Consider the following 20,446-nt stretch of genomic DNA (forward strand, 5'->3'; position numbering starts at 1 on the left):
TGTGACTTTTTTGCCATAGAAAAGGAAATAAATGTAATCAACAACCATTTTTATGTCACAAACAGTTATCATGAGATTCATTTATAACTAATCGATCGAAATAAAAAAAGGCGAATTCTTTCTGAATTTCACCCGATTATAGAAGCTGACTGTAACGTATTTTTGACAAACTCAAACAAAAAAAAGAAGGAAAAACCGAAGTTCTCCCTTCTCAGTAAAGCTTATTTAAAACGTTCTTTTTTGGAATAGGTCGTATGAAGCAGCTCATGGGCAAGATGGCTTCCCGGTTCTTTTAAGAACTCCTCATACAAAGCAATAATCTGCGGATTTTCATGGGATTTGCGTACACTCTGCATCGCATCTTCATCATACAGAGCCTTGGCCCGTTCCTTCTTCCAATCAATCGGCTTAAATCCATTGCGGATCGTAGCCGAGATGATCGGCTGACCTCCGCCGTTGATGCAGCCGCCAGGGCAGCCCATAATCTCAATGAAATGATAAGGTGAAGTGCCTGCACGGATCTCATCCAGCAAAGGCTTAGCGCAGCTCATACTGGACGCTACCGCAACCTTAACCTTCATGCCAGCAACTTCCAGCTCGGCTGTTTTAACACCTTCCATGCCGCGGACGACGGTGAAATCTAAAGATTCTAATGGTTTATTTTCCAACGTTTCCTTGACGGTTCTTAATGCAGCTTCCATGACTCCGCCGCTGGCGCCGAAGATGACGCCGGCTCCGGAATACTGGCCGAACATATCCTGATCAAAATCTTCATCCGGCAGGTTTTCAAAGTTAATGCCATACATCTTGATCAATCGGCCTAATTCGCGGGTCGTCAAGACAACATCGACATCCGCTACGCCGTCTTTGCGCATTTCTGGCCGTACGACTTCGGCTTTCTTGGCCGTACACGGCATGATCGAAACAACGGTGATCTTGCGCGGATCGAGATTGTGTGTTTGTGCGTAATATGATTTCAGAATTGCCCCGAACATCATATGCGGAGACTTGCAGGAACTCAGATGATCCAACAGATCTGGATACTCAAACTCACAATAGCGAATCCAGCCTGGGGAACAGCTCGTAATCATCGGCAGGACGCCGTGATTCCGGACACGTTCAATAAATTCATGCCCTTCTTCCATAATCGTCAGATCCGCTGCATAATTGGTATCATAGACGCGGTCAAATCCGATTCTGCGCAGAGCGGCAGCCATTTTGCCCGTGACGCGCGTACCAATCGGCAACCCGAATTCCTCACCTAAAGCGGCCCGAACGGCCGGAGCGGTCTGCACGATGACATGCTGCTCAGGATCATTCAGAGCTTCGATCACCCAATGAATATCTTCCTTTTCATATAAGGCGCCCACCGGACAGGCGTTGACGCACTGACCGCACTGCATGCAGTTGACGTCGTTTAAGCTGCGGTCAAAGACCGGCGCGACCTTCGTATTGAAACCACGGTTGATAAAGCTGAGAATTCCCAATCCCTGAACCTTCTTGCAGGTTTCAATGCAGCGTCCGCACAGCACGCACTTGGACGTATCGCGAACGATTCCCGGGGCGACTTCATCGAATGTTGGGCTTGTCTTTTCCCCTTCATAGCGAACTTTGCGGATCCCCAGCTGCTGCGCCAGCTTCTGCAGTTCACAGTTCTGATTGCGAATGCAGGACAGACAGTCGTCGCAATGATTTGACAGAATCAGCTCCACTGTATGTCTGCGGGCCTCCAGCGCTCTTTGTGAATTCGTAAAGACTTCCATCCCTTCGCTGACAGGATAAACACAGGAAGCCCCTAAGCTTTTTGCCCCCTTGATTTCAACGGTGCAGACACGGCAGGCCCCGGTCTTGTTCACATCTTTTAAATAACAAAGCGTTGGAATCTGGATGCCGGCTTCACGGGCAGCTTCCAGAATCGTGGATCCCGGCTCAGCCTGAACTGGAATATTATTGATTTTTAAATTGATTTTCGTCATATTTCCGCTGCCTCCTTAATCGCGCTTAACCGCACCGAAGCGGCAGGTTTCCATACAAGCGCCGCACTTGATGCACTTGTCATGATCGATAACATAAGGCTTCTGACCTGGAACACCGCTGATCGCCCCAACCGGACAATTGCGGGCGCACATCGAACACTTGCGGCACTTATCCGGATCAATCGAATAATGCAGCAGTTTCTTACAAACCCCAGCCGGACAGCGTTTCTCCTTAACATGCGCTTCATACTCATCACGGAACAGCCGCAGCGTGGATAAAACCGGATTGGCCGCCGTTTGTCCTAAGCCGCATAAAGCGGTATCCTTAATCATCTTGCCCAGATTTTCTAGTTCATCTAAGGTTTCCATTGTTCCGCGGCCTTCGCAGATATCGGTCAACAGCTCCAGCATGCGCTTTGTGCCAACACGGCATGGCGTACACTTGCCGCAGGATTCATCGACGATAAATTCCATATAGAAGCGGGCCACGTCAACCATGCAGTTGTCTTCATCCAAAACAATCATGCCGCCGGATCCCATCATCGAACCCAAAGCGATCAGGTTGTCAAAGTCAATCGGCGTATCCAGATCTTCGACAGTCAGACAGCCGCCGCTTGGACCACCGGTCTGAACCGCTTTAAACTTCTTGCCGTTTGGACAGCCGCCGCCGATTTCATAGATGACCTCGCGCAGCGTAGTCCCCATTGGAATCTCGACCAGTCCGGTATTGACGATCTTGCCGCCTAAGGCAAAGACCTTAGTGCCTTTGGATTTTTCCGTTCCAATCGAACTGAACCAATTTGAGCCTTTTAATATAATCTGTGCAACATTGGCAAAGGTTTCAACATTATTAATAATCGTTGGCCGGCCCCAGACGCCGCTGACTGCCGGAAACGGCGGCTTCGGCACCGGCATGCCGCGCTTGCCCTCAATCGACTGAATCAAGGCCGTTTCTTCGCCGCAGACAAACGCACCTGCACCTAAACGAATCTCGATGTCAAAGCTGAAGTCCGTACCTAAAATATGCTCGCCGAACAAGCCCAGTTCCTTGGCCTGATCCATCGCGATCTGCAAGCGCTTGACCGCAATCGGATATTCCGCCCGAATATAGACGTAACCCTGCTGAGCACCGATCGCATAACCGGCAATCGCCATCGCTTCCAGAACCGCATGCGGATCGCCTTCCAAAATCGAACGATCCATAAAGGCTCCCGGATCGCCTTCATCGGCATTGCAGATGACATACTTGTCGCCGGCCGGCTGATCCGCCGCAAACTGCCACTTCACACCCGTCGGAAAGCCCCCGCCGCCGCGTCCGCGCAGACCGGATTTTTTTATTTCGTCGATCACTTGCTGCGGCTGCATCTCATGCAGCGCTTTGGCCAGCGCCTCATAACCATCGCGGGCGATGTATTCGCGGATATTCTCTGGATCCAGCTGACCGCAGTTCTTCAAAGCGATGCGCTGCTGCTTGGCATAAAAACGAATCTTATCGATATCAAAGATTTTTTCCTGAGTAAGTTCATCAATATCATTCATTTCCAGACGTTTAACCGGCTGCCCCCCGATAAAATGCTGCTCGATGATCTCCGTGACATCTTCCGGTTTGACATGACAATAGAAAATTTTATCCGGATAAACCGCCACAATCGGGCCTTTCTGACAAAGGCCGAAACAGCCGGTTTTAATCACGCGGATCTGTTGATCCAGTCCGCGTGAGCAGAGCTGTTCATTCATCTGTTCCATGATCAGCTGCGATGATGACGAAGTACAGCCCGTTCCCGCGCAGACTAAGACATGCAGCCGTGGTTCTCCCGGAACTGCCTGAGCGCCGGGATTGCGCAGAGCGATTTCCTTCGCCGCTGCTTCCCGCAGCTGACGAAGTTCATTCCATGATTTCATGTGCTTCTCCTCTTCCTTCCCTAGTGAATGCCGGACTCGGTCTTAATGATCGCTTTGATCCGATCCTCCAGCGCGGTTGAGCTGGTCGCATTGCCATAGACCTGATCGTCCAGAATAGCCACCGGCGCTAATCCGCAAGCGCCTAAACAACGCGTTGCATCCAATGAAAACAAGCCGTCAGCACTGGTCTGATTCACTTTTGTTCCCGTCAGATCGCAAATCCGCTGCAATAGATCCGCTGAGCCTTTGACATAACAGGCCGTCCCCATGCAGACGTTAATCACATGCTTGCCCTTAGGTTCCGTTGTAAACTGCGTATAGAATGTAACAACACCATACACCTCGGCCGCTGATACGCCGGACGCCGCGGCAATCTTTTCCATCGCTTCAAACGGAATATAGCCCAGTTCTTTCTGGACATCGTGCAGCATCAGCTTGACCGGTCCCGGCCGTCCGCGATGACGATCGACAATCCGATCAATGACCTGCATCGACTGTTCGTTGAGTTTCCCCATCCTTTCACCTCCACGTGTTATTTGGGTTCTCTATTGAAAACATCACAGGGATGATTCAACCTTGTTTTTCAGCCAGCCTAGTATGCCGTCAGCGGCTGCGCTGAGCAGGATAATCCACAGCGTCCAGGCCATCAGCCCGGTCATATCCAGCGCCACCCGCGCCGCATACGACATCTGCCGGCCAATGCCAACCCGCACCTGAGTAAGCACTTCCGCCATCACACAAACCCGCAGGCCAAGCCCAAAGCCGGTCTGAATCGCTGCCGCCAGATGCGGCAGAGCCTGGGGAAGACGGATCTTCCAGAAAACAATCCACGGCGTTTCCGGATAGCAGCGCAGCACATCCTGCAGCTCGCTGTCCAGCAGATCCTGACTGAGCAGGATAGCGGTATAAAAGACCGGAAACAGCACGCAGAAGCTGGTTACCATCACGCTACCTTCGCTGCCCAGCCAGATCAGAAAAACCATAATATACGATAAATTCGGAATCGTCTTGATAATCACTTCCAACGGTTCAATGAAGCGCCGCACGGTTTTGTTCAGGGCTGCAGCATAGCCGCACAGACCTGCGATCACCAGTGAAAGACCGAAACCTTTCAGCATCCGTCCCAAACTGGTCAGGGTCTGACGATAGAAATCGGGCCGGGCAAGATCGCCGAGCATCCGGTTCAGTACGTCCAACGGCATCGGAATCAGAATATCGTTATTGACTTTCATCGCCAGCCCCTGCCAAAGCACAAGCAGCAGCACGATCATGATTCCCTGTTCTTTTTTTAACCCTTGTCGCTGATTTCTCATGAAATTATTATATCATCAGACCGAATGGAAACGCTATCTTTATTTCCGCTTTTTCGACCTTTATTTTGTTTTCCATTTCACAAAAAAGGCAGATTAATCCGCCTTTTTCGGTTCTATTCTGGATTATTTGTTCAAACGAAAAACAACATGATTGCTTGCGCCCAGCATCTGCGGCTTTTCACACATCGCCATATGAAATTCCAGCCAGCTTTGAAACGGTTCCGGTTTCAGCGCATTGAGCTTCTCTGCCAACAGCTCAGCCATCCCATCCGCCGCAAATTCCTGCACCGGCGTCCAGCCCTCTGCATCCAGCCAGCGATGAACTTGTTCCAGGCTCAGAAACACAAACGGAATATCCGCAACCTTAAAGGTACTGCGGTCATACCGGCCATTGTCCAGAAATTCTGAATTGTAGACCATGGCTTCGGTCACAAACACCATATCGTTGTTGATAAAGGCAAAGAATGCCGCCCCGCCTGATTTTAAAACCCGCAGCACCTGTCGGACGCATTGGGTTCGCTGAGCCTCCGTTTCAAGATGATACAGCGGCCCCAAACACAGGACAAGATCAAATGCTTCCTCCGCCAGTGAGCTGAGATCCAGGGCATTGCCCTGAATCACCGTCAAATCCATTTCCGGCTGACGTTTGGTCTGAATGAGCGCGCAATGCTTCTTCACCGGTTCCACGGCTGTGACTGAATATCCTTCAGCGGCATATTTCAGGCTGTACGCGCCCGTTCCGGCCCCAACGTCCAGAATCCGCATTCCCGGCTTCAGAAATTTTTCAATCTGCCGCGTCGTCGTTAAAAATTCAATGGTACGCGCCGGCGAAGCCGTCAGCCGATGTTCTTCATCGAAATAATCATAGATCAGTTCCAGATCCATTCGTTCCGCCCCCTATCTTCTTGCCTCTAACTTAAAGCTTCGGCTTAGGCGTCCAGACGGCTCAGCAATTCGCAAAGCAAAGCGTAGGTTCGCTGGAATGAAGCCAGATTCAGCTTCTCCTGCGGCGTATGAGCACCGCTGGCTTCCGGCACCATTGTGACGATGTCAATATCGGGAATCATCTCGCAGAACACACCGCATTCCGTACCGCCATGGCCCGCTTCCAGTTTCAGTTCCTTCCCGGTTTTCTCTTTCACCAGCTCCGCCAGTTTCTGCCGCATCACACTTTCTTCCTTGTAATCCCACGCCGGATAGCCGTTGTCAAAGCTGCAGGTCCAGCCATATAAGCCCGAAAGAATCTCCAGTTCATCACTCATCTTCTCAATCCAGCTTTTCTGCGCGGAACGCAGCGAAAGCGTGATGACTAGGCTGGAACCACGGCGCTTGATCGAGGCCAGATTTTCCGAAGCCCAGGTTAAGCCTGGTATCGCCATGCTTTTGGCCCGCAGACCATTGGGCAGAACGGTGATAAAATCAATAAATGCCTTGGAATCCTCAGCGGAATAGACGTTTTCAATCGTCGTGTCCTCACTTAAGGTCAGCGTGACCTCCGGGTCACTGGCTTTCAGTTCCGCCTTCACATCCGCCGCTACTTTTTCAATGGCTTTGCGGACCTTCCGCGAATCCTGACTTGCGAAGCGAATCCAGCAGTCCCGCGGAATAGCGTTGTCTTTGTTGCCGCCGTCCCAGTCCGCAATCCAGACTTCCAGCTCGTTTTTGACTAATTCCCGCAAAGCGCGGATCGCAATCTTGTTGGCATTACCTAGCTCCTTATCGATATTGCCGCCGGAATGGCCGCCTTTCAAGCCGGAAACCGTCAATTTCCAACCGCTGCCGTCCCATTTTTCCTGCGGCCGCACACGCGTCATTGTGCAGACCAAACCGCCTGCTGTCGACACTGCCGTTTTATCCTCACCGCCGCAGTCCATATTGATCATGCGATGCGCGGTGAAATACTCCTTTTTCAGCCCCTGAGCACCGTTCAGGCCGATTTCTTCCATAACGGTGAAGACGCATTCCAGCGGCGGATGCGGTTTCTGATCATCCTCCAGCAGGGCCAGCATCATGGCCACACCAACTCCGTCGTCCGCCCCCAGCGTTGTGCCGCGGGCCATCAGCCAGCCGTCTTCGACATAGGTGTCTAACGGTTGGGTTTCAAAATCAAAATCAACGTCTGCTTCCTTTTCACAGACCATGTCCATATGCGCCTGCAGAATCACGGCGCCGTGCTTTTCCATCCCAGCTGTTCCGTCTTTGTAGATCATCACATTGTTCATTTCATCCTGAATCCAGCGCAGGCCATGATCCTTCGCAAATTGCACCAGCCAGTCGCTGAGCTGTTTTTCGTTGCGGGAGCCATGCGGGATCTTGGTCAGTTCGTTAAAGTAATAGAATATCCGTTCGTTGCAATCCATTGTCATCGGTGTACCACCCTTTCCTTGTTCTTTATTATATCGCTCACTTTCACTTACTTTCAACCAAAAATGAAAATTATTTCTTTTCATAACGAAATATTTACAAACAAAAAGGGAGAAGTTGTTTCTCCCTTGATTTCAGTCTAGTGAGCTAAGATGCTTTCGATATCGGTGACCTCAAATAAATTGAGGAAGGATGTCAGCTCTGGCTTGACGTCCTCAGCTGCTGCCAGCCTCAGATTCATCCTTGGCCAGGTCTTGGCAATCACCGCGCCGCTTGGCACGCCTAATGTCTGTGCGCCAATCGTTTCGATGTCCTGCTCGACAGCGGACGGATCTTGCTGAGCCTGATTCAGATAATCTTCGATGGATTGAAGCAGCGCTTCCACCGCCGCCTGGCGCTCCTGCGGCAAATCCTGCCGAACAAACAGCGCAGCCTGCGGATAGCCCTGGGTGCCAGTGACGGCTTTCCATTGTTCCTGCAGATCCAGAATAATCTTCAGTTCCTGACCGTTTTCTTTCGCTTTGGCAATCGTTGCCGTTGCGGCTGGTTCCGCCATCAATGCCACATCAGCCTTTCCTGCAAGCACAGCGCCCTGCACTTCCGCCACGCTGGCATACCAGGAGATTTCCGGAGTGACCGGATGCTTTTCCAGCACGGTTTCCAGAACTTTACCCGGTACCGCGCCTTCGCCAAAGGCGGCAAACACGCCGTCCTTCTCCAGCGCCGACTCCTCAGCGCCAATCAGATACAGGTTGCCCCAGGTAATCACACTTTCCATACGGTAAGTTGTCTTGCCGTTGGCAGCCAGCTTGGCACCCAGGTTGCTTGGAGCAACGAGAATGTCATATTCCGGATTCGGATTGACAAAAGCCGCCTGCAGTACATCTGTCCCGTCGACAAAAGTCACGTCGTGACCATTCTTCACCGGAGCGATCAGGGCCAGTGCCGGAGCTCCGGTTGGGCCTAAAATTGACAGCGTGACCGATTCAGCCTGAGCCGTTGGCTCCGGAGTTGCCTCCGGCGTCGTTTCAGGTGCTTTCGGATTTGCCGCACAGCCTGCAGCCAGCAGCAGAACACTCAGCAAACAAAGCCATTTTTTCATACGCGGGCCTTCGTTTCGATTTCGTTAAGAAGGCTTTCCAGCAGCTCTTCTTTAGTGATCGTCATGGAATCTTTTTTACCATAACGGCGAACCGTAGCCGTGCCGTTTTCCACTTCGCCGTCCCCAACGACAATCTGCATCGGGATCTTATGCGTCTGCGCTTCGCGGACACGGTATCCGAGCTTTTCATTGCGGCCATCGACCTTGACGCGCACGCCCTTAGCCAATAACATCGCTTCCAGTTGCTGCGCGTAAGCGAGATGGCGCTCATGATGCACCGGAACAATCACGACCTGCTGCGGCGCCAGCCACATTGGAAAAGCCCCGGCATAATGCTCGATCAGAATGCCGATGAAACGTTCGATGGATCCAAAGATTACGCGGTGAAGCATAATCGGCCGCTTTTTGGAACCATCGGCATCAACATAGGTCAGATCGAAGCGCTCCGGCAGATTCATATCCAGCTGAATCGTTCCGCACTGCCATACCCGGCCTAAGCTGTCGGTTAAATGGAAGTCCAGCTTCGGGCCATAGAAGGCACCGTCACCCGGATTGATCTTGCAGCTCTTGCCGGCTGCATGACAGGCCGCTTCCAGTGCTGCTTCAGCCTTATCCCAGATTTCAATCGAGCCGATATATTTCTTTTCCGGACGGGTGGACAGCTCAATCGCATAGCTTAAGCCAAAGACAGAATACACACGGTCGATGAAATTAATCAGCCGGACAACTTCACTTTCAATCTGATCCTCACGCATGAAGATATGCGCATCATCCTGGGTGAAGGTTCTGACCCGGAACAGACCGTTGAGCGCTCCGCTGGCTTCGTGGCGATGAACCTGACCCAGCTCGCCGACCCGCAAAGGCAGATCCTTATAGGAATGCAGACCGTTCTTATACACCAACATGCCGCCCGGACAGTTCATCGGCTTGATCGCAAACTCCCGATCATCGATCATCGTCGTATACATATTTTCCTGATAGTTTGCCCAATGACCGCTCAGCTCCCAGAGTTCTTTGGAAAGCATGATCGGCGTCTTGATGAATTGATAGCCTTCCTTGGTATGCTCTTCATACCAATAGTTTTCCAGAACATTGCGCAGAATCATGCCGTTAGGCAGAAAGAACGGGAAGCCCGGTCCGTATTCGCTCATCATGAACAGATCCAGTTCTCGGCCCAGCTTCTTGTGGTCGCGCTTCTTCGCTTCTTCGAGGAAATTCAAATAATTCTGAACTTCTTCCTCACTGTCAAAGCAGATCCCGTAGACGCGCTGCAGCATCTTATTGTTGGCATCGCCCTTCCAATAAGCTCCGCTGACCTTCAGCAGCTTAAAATGCTTGAGTTCTTTGACACTTTCGACATGCGGACCGCGGCACAGATCGGTAAAATCCCCCTGCGTATAACAGCTGATCACCGTATCGGCTTCATCCATGTGGCTGATCAGATCCATTTTATACGGATCCTCCTTGAACATTTCCAAGGCTTCTTCCTTGGAAATCTCATGACGGACAATCCGTTTGCCGTCCTTGGCAATCTTTTTCATTTCCTTTTCGATCTTAGGCAAATCTTCCTCATGCAGCACATCATCGCCTAAATCAATATCGTAATAAAAGCCATCGGTAATGACCGGTCCAACCCAGAATTTAGCGTGCGGATACAGATGTTTGACAGCCTGTGCTAACAAGTGCGCGCAGCTATGATTAAGCACATGCAGATGTTCGTCTTCTTTGATGTTGATCATCTTTCTATTCCTCCTATTTTTCCAAGACCACAAAAAAACGCCCTTGATTAAGGACGTTATTCAACGCGGTACCACCTTACTTCCTGCTTCCTATCCAGAAACAGACACCTCAGCTCGATAACGATGAGAATCGTCGCTTTTTCAAAAGCGATACTCGCAGGCGGTAATCGTTTCCCTTTTCAGTTTCCTTTCACCTACCGGAAACCTCTCTGATCCAAGTTCTGAAACAATCTTGTCCTGGTCTTGATATGTAATTCATTTATACACCGGTTTATCATCCTTGTCAATGGAAATGAATTTTTTCTTCATGACTCCCGACAAATTTTTCTGCTTATTCCGGTGACAGCCACTCTGTTTCATTGATCAGCGAGAAATCTGCCTGAACATGCAGCTGAGCTAACGTCAGCGACAGTTTATCGTCAGGCTGCCAGACGGCTTCACTATCCAGCATCAGACGTACCGGCTCCCCACTTTCATAGTTCACAGCCAAACAAACAGCAAGTTCATCCTGACTTTTGATCAGCGAGAGGATCGGCTCCTGGACTCCCCAGCTCTGTAACAGATCCACCGCTTTCTCAGCCTCGAGCTTCACGCTGACCTCAGCACAGCGAAGGCCGCGAATCGTTTCGTTCATCGACCATTGTCCGGCTTTTAACAAAGTCCACAGCGCTTCTTGATCCAGCGATATTTTCTCTGGAGGCACGTCATCGACCCATTGCTTTTGCTTTTCCTCGTAGCACTGCCATTGATCATTTCTTAACCGCCGCTGAATTTGAGTATGCAGCGGAATTTGAAGAAGACCGCTGCCGCCCTGCCAGTTCAGATCCAGATTGAGGGAAGTAGGTTCTTTTTGCCACTGCAGCCTTCCCTGGCCTGTTACCGTATACGACAGCCATAGATAGAGGTTGCCGGCTTTGCCTTCGGCTTCGACTTCAATTTCTGCGGTCAATGAAGTCATCGTCGACAATGCCCGGCCTGCCTTGGCCATGATCCACAACTGATCGAGCCAGCCGCATCCGCTCAGCAGCAGCGCACACATAAGCAGTACGGCTATCTTTCGTCCTGTCCGCTTCATCGTCCTCCCCGCCTTTCCGATTTCATTATACCATGCAAAAGAAAAGGCAGAGTCTTATTGACCCTGCGTTGACGACGGTACACGGTATTGGGAATAAATTTCTTTGAGATCTTCGATCATTTCCTTACTGTCGTAGATCAGCGCGGTATTCCCGTTGACATAAGCGTAGTATTCGGTTTCCTGTCCATTCGCATTGACTTTCATGCGGCCGTTCTGGCTGGCATAGTTCAGCATTTTCTGGCTTTCTTCATTGGCCGGATCAAAGCGATAAAGGTAATAAACCTGATCGTTATACTGAAAGGAAGTGCCTTCCAGGGCGTTGAAATCGGTGTTTTCGATCGGCGTTACCTGATTGAAGGTGTAGTTGTTGGTCTGGAAATAGTCCAAGAGATCCTGCACGCTGGCAATGGTTTCCGGTGTTTCCGTCGGCATCACTGAGCTTTCCGGCGAAGCGGAAGGCGATGGCGAAGGGGTTGCTGAATTGTTGTTGTTCCGGCTGCAGCCGCCCAGGATCAAGGCAAAACCCAGACACAGGACAGCGAACCGCAGAATTGTATTTTTCATTTTGATTCCTCCTGCCAGTATTCTCGGCGTTTTTTTCCGATTTATACCTCGGCAGAAAGGAAAAACTACTGAAACTGAATCGGTGAGGCCAGATTGTTGAGCAGTGCGACAAGACTGTAGCCAGCGATCGCACTGGTTCGGGAATAGATCGCAATCTCAGCCTTGATTTCTTCCCCTTCAACGCGAATCGTGTGCGTATCGCCGATAAAGCCCGGCGTGCTTTCAATTTTCACCCGAGTTTGTTCAGGTCCGTTAGTGGCCAGCGAGGTGGCCACCGCTACGTTGACCCGCCGCGGAAGCAAAGCGATCGCTTCCTTGGCATTGCCTTCAAAAGCGGTCAGCGTCGTTTTGCTGTCGGCCATTTCTTCACGATAGACCGGGGTTGAGCGCAAATATTGAGGACCGGTTTGCGAAGTGATCGAAGCTTCGATCGGACTCATCAGCCCTGCGGTTCGCATCACATCAAACCCGCCGATGGCTCCGGAAGCAATATAGACCTTGCGGCCATGCTGCCGAGCCGTCTTTTGCACCTGCTTGTAAAAATCGTCATCCGCAAAAGCGCCGATCGCCAAAGTGGCCAGATCTATGCCAGCCTCCAACAAGAGAATCGCATACGTTCTGACCGCTTCCACGGAAGCCGCTTCAGCAACGATCTGCGGCTGCCAGGACAACAGCTGTTCCACCTCTGTCGTCCCTTCCACGCCCACCTCTTCTGCCAGCTTTAAAACCGAGTCCGCCGTCCGGCTGAAAATTCCAACCAGCTCATAATCCGGCATTTTTCCGGCTTTCCAGGCTCGCGCTACAATCTGTCCTAATTTACCAGCGCCTAAAATCGCAAATTTTGTCTTCATCTGTTTTCTCCTCTGCTTTGCATGCCTTTCTTTCTTTTGTTTGCCTCATTTTCATAGAAAAGGCAAGCTGCAAATCTCAGCCTGCCTTTATGTTTCGAATCCGATTAATGCTTGTCGTTCTTAATCGCTGCCTGCGCCGCAGCCAGTCGAGCGATTGGCACACGATACGGACTGCAGGAAACATAGTTCAGTCCCACATGGTGACAGAATTCAATGGAGCTTGGATCGCCGCCATGTTCACCGCAGATACCGAGTTTGATGTTTGGACGGGTCTTGCGTCCCAGTTCCGCAGCCATCGCTACGAGCTTGCCAACACCATGCTGATCCAGACGGGCAAACGGATCCTGTTCGTAGATCTTTTTGTCATAGTAGTGAGACAGGAATCCGCCGGCATCATCACGCGAGAAGCCGAACGTCATCTGCGTCAGATCGTTGGTGCCGAAGCTGAAGAATTCAGCTTCTTCGGCAATCTCATCTGCCAGCAGAGCAGCACGCGGAATTTCGATCATCGTTCCGACCATGTATTTCATTTCAATTCCGGAAGCACTGATGATTTCATCCGCGACCTTCGTAACGATGTTCTTCACGTATTTCAGTTCGTTGACATCGCCGACTAACGGAATCATGATTTCCGGTGTGATGTGATAATCCGGATGCTTACGGTTGACGTTGATCGCTGCTTCAATGACCGCGCGGGTCTGCATTTCGGCGATTTCCGGATAGGAAATTGCCAGACGGCAGCCGCGGTGACCCATCATCGGGTTGAATTCATGCAGCGAAGTGATGATGCTCTTAAGATCATCAATATTCAGGTGCATGTCCTGAGCCAGCGTTGCAATATCATAAGAGGATGTCGGCAGGAATTCATGTAACGGCGGATCCAGGTAACGAATCGTAACCGGACGGCCTTCCATCGCCTCATAGATGCCCTCGAAATCTGAACGCTGCATCGGCAGCAGCTTCGCCAACGCCGCGCGGCGCTGTTCTTCCGTCGAGGAAACAATCATTTCCCGCATCGCTTTGATACGGTTGGAATCAAAGAACATATGTTCAGTTCTAACTAAACCGATGCCCTGAGCCCCAAAGGCTACAGCCTGTTTAGCATCTTTCGGTGTATCCGCATTGGTTCTGACCTGAAGGACGCGGCGTTCATCCGCCCACTTCATGAAGGTTTCAAAATCACCGGAAATCTGAGCAGGTACAGTCTTGACGGCTTCGCCATAGACATTGCCGGTCGAGCCGTCCAGCGAAATCCAGTCACCTTCCTTGAAGGTCTGACCTGCAACGGTAAAGGTTTTCTCTTCTTCATGGATGTCGATTTCACCGCAGCCGGATACGCAGCAGCGTCCCATGCCGCGTGCGACAACTGCCGCATGCGAAGTCATGCCGCCGCGGACCGTCAGAATTCCCTGAGCCACGTTCATGCCTTCAATATCTTCCGGCGAAGTTTCCAAACGGACTAAAACGACCTTCTTGCCTTTATTGGCTTCAACAATTGCATCCTCGGCGCTGAATACCACCTGACCGCAGGCGGCGCCCGGCGAGGCTGGCAGACCGTTGGCAATCTGATGGGCCTGTTTCAGTTCAGCCGGATCAAACTGCGGATGCAGCAAAGCATCCAGAGCTTTCGGCTCAACCATCATCAGCGCTTCATCCTTGCTGATCAAACCTTCGGCAACCATATCGCAGGCAATTTTCAAAGCTGCCGCCGCGGTGCGCTTTCCATTTCGCGTCTGAAGCATAAACAGCTTGCCGTTTTCAATCGTGAATTCCATGTCCTGCATATCGCGGTAATGCTTTTCCAGCTTGCCGCAGATTTCAACAAAGCTGTTGTAGGCCTCCGGCATGACTTCTTTTAATTCATCAATCGTCTGCGGCGTACGGATTCCTGCCACGACGTCTTCGCCCTGCGCATTCATCAAGAATTCGCCGAACAGTTTGTTTTCACCGGTCGCCGGGTTGCGGGTAAAGGCTACGCCTGTACCGCAGGTATTGCCCATATTGCCGAACACCATCATCTGAACATTGACCGCTGTTCCCCAAGAACCTGGGATATCGTTCATCTTGCGGTAATAGATCGCACGCGGGTTGTTCCAAGAACGGAAGACGGCTTCAACAGCGCGGATCATCTGTTCTTTCGGATCCTGCGGGAAGTCTTCATTCAGGTTTTCTTTATAGAACTCCTTGAAGCGGGCCGTCAGCTCCTTCATATCATCAGCATCCAGCTCAGTATCCAGCTTTACGCCCTTGCGGTCTTTGATCTCGTCGATAATCACTTCAAACTTGCTTTTCGGCAAGCCCATGACGACGTCTGAGAACATCTGAATGAAACGCCGATAGCTGTCATAAGCAAAGCGCGGATTTTCCGTCTTCGCCGCAATCGTTTCAACAACTTCATCGTTGATGCCCAGATTCAGAATCGTGTCCATCATGCCTGGCATTGAAGCCCGGGCTCCTGAACGTACGGAAACCAACAGCGGGTTTTCCTTATCGCCCATCTTTTTCCCTGTCATTTCTTCCAGAGTTTTCAGATTGCGGTTAATTTCCTCCGTAATCTCCGGTGCAATTTTCTCTCCATCTTCATAGTAACGCGTGCAGACTTCCGTCGTAACGGTAAAGCCCTGCGGAACCGGCATGCCCAAATTGGTCATTTCTGCCAGATTTGCCCCTTTTCCGCCGAGCAGCTCGCGCATTTTACCATTTCCTTCAGAGAAAAGATAAACATATTTTTCGCTCATTGTTCCTCCTTATAGGCGTATTTTCCAGCCAACTTTCATAGACTTATTATAGCGGAACTGACCAGGAATTTCCATAGTTTTTGTAAACGTTTACATATTTTTGGTCTAACCAGATTTCCCTAAAATGACAAAAAAGCCTTTCAGATCGGGTCTGTTAGGCTTTTTTTGTACTTAAACTTTTTTTCTGATTTTATCCGCGGTTTAGGTCTGAATGCAGGAAACGGCGGATGAAGCGGAACAGCCGCTCATCGTAGTGCGGACTGTGATAGGCTTCGCAATGTCCGGCAGAAGGAACGGTATACAGCTCTTTTTCACTGGCGCAGGCATAATAGTTTTCAAACACCATGTCATACGGCACGAAATCGTCTTCCTCACCATGGATAAACATCATGGGTACGCGGCACTGCTTCAGCTGTTCGACAGCACTGGCCTGCCAGACAGAATAACCGCAGCGCATTTTGATCAATGTCGACAAGCCGATCAAAACTGGCTGAGTTGCGATGCCAAACGCTTGACGCACCTGCTTTTCGGCAATCGCCGGAACACTGGTATAGCCACAGTCTTCAATCGCACAGACAACGTGATCGTTCAGATCTTCTTCCCCACACGCCATCATCACTGCGGAAGCGCCCATCGACAGACCGAACAGAACAATTTTGCTTTCAGGATGCTCCTGGGCAATCCGATCGGTCCATAAAATCAGATCTCGCCGGTCATTCCAGCCCATTCCGACATAATCGCCCTCGCTCAAGCCATGGCCGCGCAGATCCGGCAGCACGATATTAAAACCTGCTTCATCCAACGTTTTCGCCCGCGGCAAAAGCGCCAGACTGTCCGCTCCATAGCCATGGGCCATGACGATCCACTTTTCACTTTCCGGATGGTTAAGAATCTGCGTCGCATGCAGCCGCAGCCCATCAAAGGAAGTCAGCGTCAGATCGAGAACCTGACTGTTGACAAACCATTGCTGAACAGCTTCCTGACGCAGCAGCCGTTCCGTCCGCTGCGTCTCGGAGAATGCTTCTTCCTGCGGACCCATCGCAAAGAACTTCGGTCCGCGGCGGATAAAACGGTTATATGCCAGCTCACAGATTCCATAATAGCCGGCCGCTGCTCCAACAGCCGCTCCGGCCGCAATCATTACTTTTGTTTTTGTTTTCATGGTTATCACCCGTTCCTATTATATCATGACTTCGCTTTCCCTGCCGCATCTTTTGTCTGTGCCAAACCCACAGTTACCGCGATTTGTCCAAATTACCCAGATTTTCGTTCACGGCGATAGCGCAGGATCACAATCCCATCATCAATCCAGGTCTGTTCCAGATGCAGCGGAATCGACGCAAAATCGGCCTGAAACAACCGTCGGCCCCGGCCTAATAAAATCGGAATGATGCCGATGATATACTCGTCGACGGCATCTGCCTGAATAAACGGCTGAGTAAGACCGGCTCCGCCAAACAGCCAAATATCTTTGCCCGGCTGCTGCTTCAGCGCCATAACCTGAGCCACAACATCCCCGCTCACTCTCACCGCCGGCGGATCCAGTGAGATCTTCTGTGAGGAAGCAACCCAAAACTGCTTGCCAGCCGCCTCCTTAATAAAATCCAGACCGCAGTCCGCATAGGCTTTTCGGCCCATAACCACCACGTCAATCTGACGGGCAAACTCCTCAATATCATAAAGCGGCTGCGTATCCAGCGACCGATCACCCTGACCGCGGATCCACTCAAAGCCACCGTCGCAGTCACAGATATATCCATCCAGACTGACGGCCAGATTTAAAATAACTTTCCGATCCATTTTTGTTTACCTCTTTCTTAATTGGACTTCCTGTTGTTTAGTTTAACCTGTTCAGCGATTTTTACCGCTTCCTTTTCAAATAAGCCAAAGCAGAAATTGCTGCCAGCATCCTCCCCCTTTTCTGATTTAAACGTTGGAGTTGACAGTCCCTGATCTCCTGTCTTTTCCTGATGCTTCGCGGCTTTTCATTCACCAATCCTAAAAATCTACAAGGGCCGCAAAACAGAAAACCCGATCTTCAAAAGACCGGGTCATGCGGAAACAGAACTTCACAATTCCATCTCTGCGTTATTTTTCAATTTCCTGTAAGCGCGTCTCTACAATTTCCAGCTGCTGCTTATAGGTTTCCAGCTTTTTGCGTTCGGCTTCAACCTTTACAGCCGGCGCCTTGGCAACAAAGCGTTCATTGGAAAGCATGCCCTCCGCACGCTTGATTTCGGCGTTCAGATGGTCTGCTTCCTTTTTCAGCTTGGCCTTTTCTTCTTCCAGATCAACGACGTCGCTCATTGGAATGCTCAGAGAACCACCTAGGATTGGACGAACAAGCATTTCTCCGTCCAGTTCCCCTTTCCAGCTGGCCTTGCACATCTTTTCATAAATTGATGCGATCTGAGCATCGACGGCGGCCGGCTGATTCTGCGCGTTTTTGATCGTCATGGCCAGCGGTGCGGACGGCTTCAGATTGTAGTCAACCCGAACCTGACGAATCGTCTTAATGACCGAAATCAGCTGATCGACTTCGTAATTATGACTCAAATCCAGACCTTCGACCGGTGTCGGCCAGGCCGCCAGGCAGCAGGCTTTTTCCGTATGCGGCAAAACACTGTAAATTTCTTCGGTCACAAACGGCATAAACGGATGAAGCAGACGGATGATCGCCCGCAGGCAGACGATCAGCGTCGACTGCGTCGCGCGCTTGACGGACGCATCCTCGCTGTTTAAGCCGGCTTTGCTCAATTCGATATACCAGCTGCAGAAATCATCCCAGATAAAGCCGTACAATTCATTGCCGACTAATGCGAACTCATATTTATCCATGTTGGACGTTACCGAGGTTACCGTTTCATTCAAACGGTTGAGAATCCACGTATCCGTGATCGACAGATGGCTTAAATCAACCTGCTCCAACGTGAAATCCTCCGGCATGTTCATCATGACAAAGCGCGAAGCATTCCAAATTTTATTGATGAAGTTCCAGGAAGCTTCCAGTTTTTCTTCAATGTAGCGCATATCCTGACCTGGTGTGGAATTGGTCGTCAGGAAGAAGCGCAGGCTGTCGACACCGTGCTTTTCAATGACGTCCATCGGATCGACGCCGTTGCCCAGCGACTTGGACATTTTCCGGCCTTGGGCATCGCGGATCAGGCCATGGATCAAGACATCCTTGAATGGCCGGGAATGAGTGAAATACCGTGCCTGAAAGGCCATTCGGGCAACCCAGAAGAAGATGATATCATACCCGGTGACTAAGACGTCGTTAGGATAATAACGATCCAGATCCGGCGTGGCATCCGGCCAGCCCAGCGTTGAGAACGGCCACAGCGCACTGGAGAACCAGGTATCCAGGACATCTTCATCCTGCGTCCAGTTTTCGATATCCTGCGGCGCTTCAATTCCAACGTAGATTTCTCCGGTTTCCTTATGATACCAAGCTGGAATCCGGTGCCCCCACCACAGCTGACGTGAAATACACCAGTCTTCGATGTTCTCCAGCCACTGCGTGAACGTCTTTTCAAAGCGCGGCGGGTAAAAATTGATTTTCTCATCGGCATTCTGCTGATGCTGCAAAACATCTTCCGCCAACGGCTTCATTCTGACAAACCACTGCTTGGAAAGCATCGGTTCAACGATGACATCGGTCCGCTCCGAGTAGCCGACCTGATGGATATGCTTCTCAATCTCAATCAAATTGCCTTCCTGACGGATTTTCTCGGTCAGCTGCTTCCGGCATTCAAACCGATCCATCCCTTCAAATTCACCGCAGCGCTCATTCATCGTCGCGTCCGGATTCATACAGATGATCCGCGGCAGATGGTGACGTTCCGCGATCGCAAAGTCATTCGGATCATGCGCCGGGGTACATTTCATCGCTCCCGTTCCGAATGCAATATCGATGTAATCATCACCAATAATCGGCAGTGCTTCACCGTTGGCCGGGTTGACTGCATGCAGGCCGATCAAATGTTTAAACCGTTCATCTTCCGGATGAACAACGACGCAGACATCTCCAAACATCGTTTCCGGACGGGTCGTTGCGACCTGGAAGCATTCGCCGGTTTCAACAACCTTGTAGTTGAAGGTATACATCGCTCCTTCGGTTTCCTTATGAATGACCTCAATGTTGCTTAACGCTGTCTTGGCTGCCGGATCCCAGTTGATGATCCGCTCGCCCTGATAGATCAGCCCGGCATTGTAATAATCGACGAAAACCTTGGCTACGGCTTTGCTCAGACCTTCATCCAGCGTGAACCGCTCCCGAGTGTAATCCAAGGACAATCCCATCTTCGCCCATTGCTGCCGAATATGGCCGGCATATTCTTCCTTCCAGTCCCAGGCCCGCTCCAAAAACTTCTCCCGGCCGAGATCATAGCGGGAAACGCCTTCCTTTTTTAACCGCTCGTCAACTTTAGCCTGCGTCGCGATACCGGCATGGTCCATGCCCGGAACCCACAGCATGTCCATTCCCTGCATCCGTTGATAACGGGCGATAATGTCCTGCAGCGTTGTATCCCAGGCATGACCTAAATGCAGCTTTCCGGTAACATTGGGCGGCGGGATAACGATACAGAAAGGATCCTTGCTTTGATCTCCGGCTGTAAAATAGCCTTCTTTGATCCAGTTGTCATAGCCCTGCTCAACATCCAAATGGTTATATTTCGGGGCCAGTTCCTTATTCATCAGTGCTTCCTCCTTATTTTAATTCTTTACACGCTGAACAAAAAAAGCGTCCTGCAACAAGGACGCTTTACGCGCGGTACCACCTTACTTCATCTTTTTCAAGATGCGCTTTCACCGGTAACGA

General features: G+C 50.9%; 15 protein-coding genes and 2 other annotated features (1 of these 17 only partly in view). All 15 genes read right to left on the reverse strand.

Annotation, left to right across the window (positions count from 1 at the left end; all coding sequences use genetic code 11):
- Nucleotides 1-221 precede the first annotated feature (221 nt).
- Nucleotides 222-1,976: an NADH-dependent [FeFe] hydrogenase, group A6 gene (locus BN162_RS03045; protein WP_020223597.1), complete on the reverse strand. Its 1,755-nt coding sequence runs from the start codon at nucleotides 1,974-1,976 to the stop codon at nucleotides 222-224.
- Between the two features lie 15 nt (nucleotides 1,977-1,991).
- Complete coding sequence (gene nuoF / locus BN162_RS03050; protein WP_020223598.1) at nucleotides 1,992-3,878, reverse strand: NADH-quinone oxidoreductase subunit NuoF; 1,887 nt, start codon at nucleotides 3,876-3,878, stop codon at nucleotides 1,992-1,994.
- Nucleotides 3,879-3,898: 20 nt separating this feature from the next.
- Nucleotides 3,899-4,393: an NADH-quinone oxidoreductase subunit NuoE family protein gene (locus BN162_RS03055; protein ID WP_020223599.1), complete on the reverse strand. Its 495-nt coding sequence runs from the start codon at nucleotides 4,391-4,393 to the stop codon at nucleotides 3,899-3,901.
- A 42-nt stretch (nucleotides 4,394-4,435) separates the two neighbouring features.
- Nucleotides 4,436-5,191, reverse strand: coding sequence for an ABC transporter permease (locus BN162_RS03060; RefSeq protein ID WP_020223600.1), 756 nt, complete (start codon nucleotides 5,189-5,191; stop codon nucleotides 4,436-4,438).
- 123 nt (nucleotides 5,192-5,314) lie between these two features.
- On the reverse strand, nucleotides 5,315-6,076 hold the full coding sequence (locus BN162_RS03065) for a class I SAM-dependent methyltransferase (RefSeq protein WP_020223601.1): 762 nt from the start codon (nucleotides 6,074-6,076) through the stop codon (nucleotides 5,315-5,317).
- A gap of 44 nt (nucleotides 6,077-6,120) precedes the next feature.
- Nucleotides 6,121-7,557, reverse strand: a complete 1,437-nt coding sequence (gene pepD, locus BN162_RS03070; RefSeq protein ID WP_020223602.1) for a beta-Ala-His dipeptidase — start codon at nucleotides 7,555-7,557, stop codon at nucleotides 6,121-6,123.
- A gap of 137 nt (nucleotides 7,558-7,694) precedes the next feature.
- On the reverse strand, nucleotides 7,695-8,657 hold the full coding sequence (locus BN162_RS03075; protein ID WP_020223603.1) for a substrate-binding domain-containing protein: 963 nt from the start codon (nucleotides 8,655-8,657) through the stop codon (nucleotides 7,695-7,697).
- Nucleotides 8,654-10,396 (reverse strand): threonine--tRNA ligase, encoded by a 1,743-nt coding sequence (thrS, locus tag BN162_RS03080; RefSeq protein WP_020223604.1) that lies wholly within the window; start codon nucleotides 10,394-10,396, stop codon nucleotides 8,654-8,656. The genes BN162_RS03075 and thrS overlap by 4 nt, the downstream gene beginning before the upstream one ends.
- A 46-nt stretch (nucleotides 10,397-10,442) precedes the next feature.
- Nucleotides 10,443-10,650: a binding site (T-box leader), on the reverse strand.
- A 77-nt stretch (nucleotides 10,651-10,727) separates the two neighbouring features.
- A complete protein-coding gene (locus tag BN162_RS03085; RefSeq protein WP_020223605.1) occupies nucleotides 10,728-11,471 on the reverse strand; it encodes a hypothetical protein in 744 nt (247 codons plus the stop codon).
- A gap of 54 nt (nucleotides 11,472-11,525) precedes the next feature.
- On the reverse strand, nucleotides 11,526-12,035 hold the full coding sequence (locus BN162_RS03090) for a hypothetical protein (RefSeq protein ID WP_020223606.1): 510 nt from the start codon (nucleotides 12,033-12,035) through the stop codon (nucleotides 11,526-11,528).
- A 65-nt stretch (nucleotides 12,036-12,100) separates the two neighbouring features.
- Nucleotides 12,101-12,886 (reverse strand): aspartate dehydrogenase domain-containing protein, encoded by a 786-nt coding sequence (locus tag BN162_RS03095; RefSeq protein WP_020223607.1) that lies wholly within the window; start codon nucleotides 12,884-12,886, stop codon nucleotides 12,101-12,103.
- 104 nt (nucleotides 12,887-12,990) lie between these two features.
- Nucleotides 12,991-15,624 (reverse strand): pyruvate, phosphate dikinase, encoded by a 2,634-nt coding sequence (gene ppdK, locus BN162_RS03100; RefSeq protein WP_020223608.1) that lies wholly within the window; start codon nucleotides 15,622-15,624, stop codon nucleotides 12,991-12,993.
- A 190-nt stretch (nucleotides 15,625-15,814) separates the two neighbouring features.
- On the reverse strand, nucleotides 15,815-16,786 hold the full coding sequence (locus BN162_RS03105) for an alpha/beta hydrolase (protein WP_020223609.1): 972 nt from the start codon (nucleotides 16,784-16,786) through the stop codon (nucleotides 15,815-15,817).
- A gap of 92 nt (nucleotides 16,787-16,878) precedes the next feature.
- Nucleotides 16,879-17,424 carry a dihydrofolate reductase family protein gene (locus tag BN162_RS03110; protein WP_020223610.1) on the reverse strand — a complete coding sequence of 182 codons (546 nt, stop codon included), beginning with the start codon at nucleotides 17,422-17,424 and terminating at the stop codon, nucleotides 16,879-16,881.
- 288 nt (nucleotides 17,425-17,712) lie between these two features.
- Nucleotides 17,713-20,322 (reverse strand): valine--tRNA ligase, encoded by a 2,610-nt coding sequence (locus BN162_RS03115; RefSeq protein ID WP_020223611.1) that lies wholly within the window; start codon nucleotides 20,320-20,322, stop codon nucleotides 17,713-17,715.
- A gap of 55 nt (nucleotides 20,323-20,377) precedes the next feature.
- Nucleotides 20,378-20,446: a binding site (T-box leader), on the reverse strand; it runs 140 nt beyond the window's last position.

The sequence above is a fragment of the Holdemania massiliensis AP2 genome, from assembly GCF_000327285.1.
GTDB classification, from domain to species: Bacteria; Bacillota_I; Bacilli_A; order Erysipelotrichales; family Erysipelotrichaceae; genus Holdemania; species Holdemania massiliensis.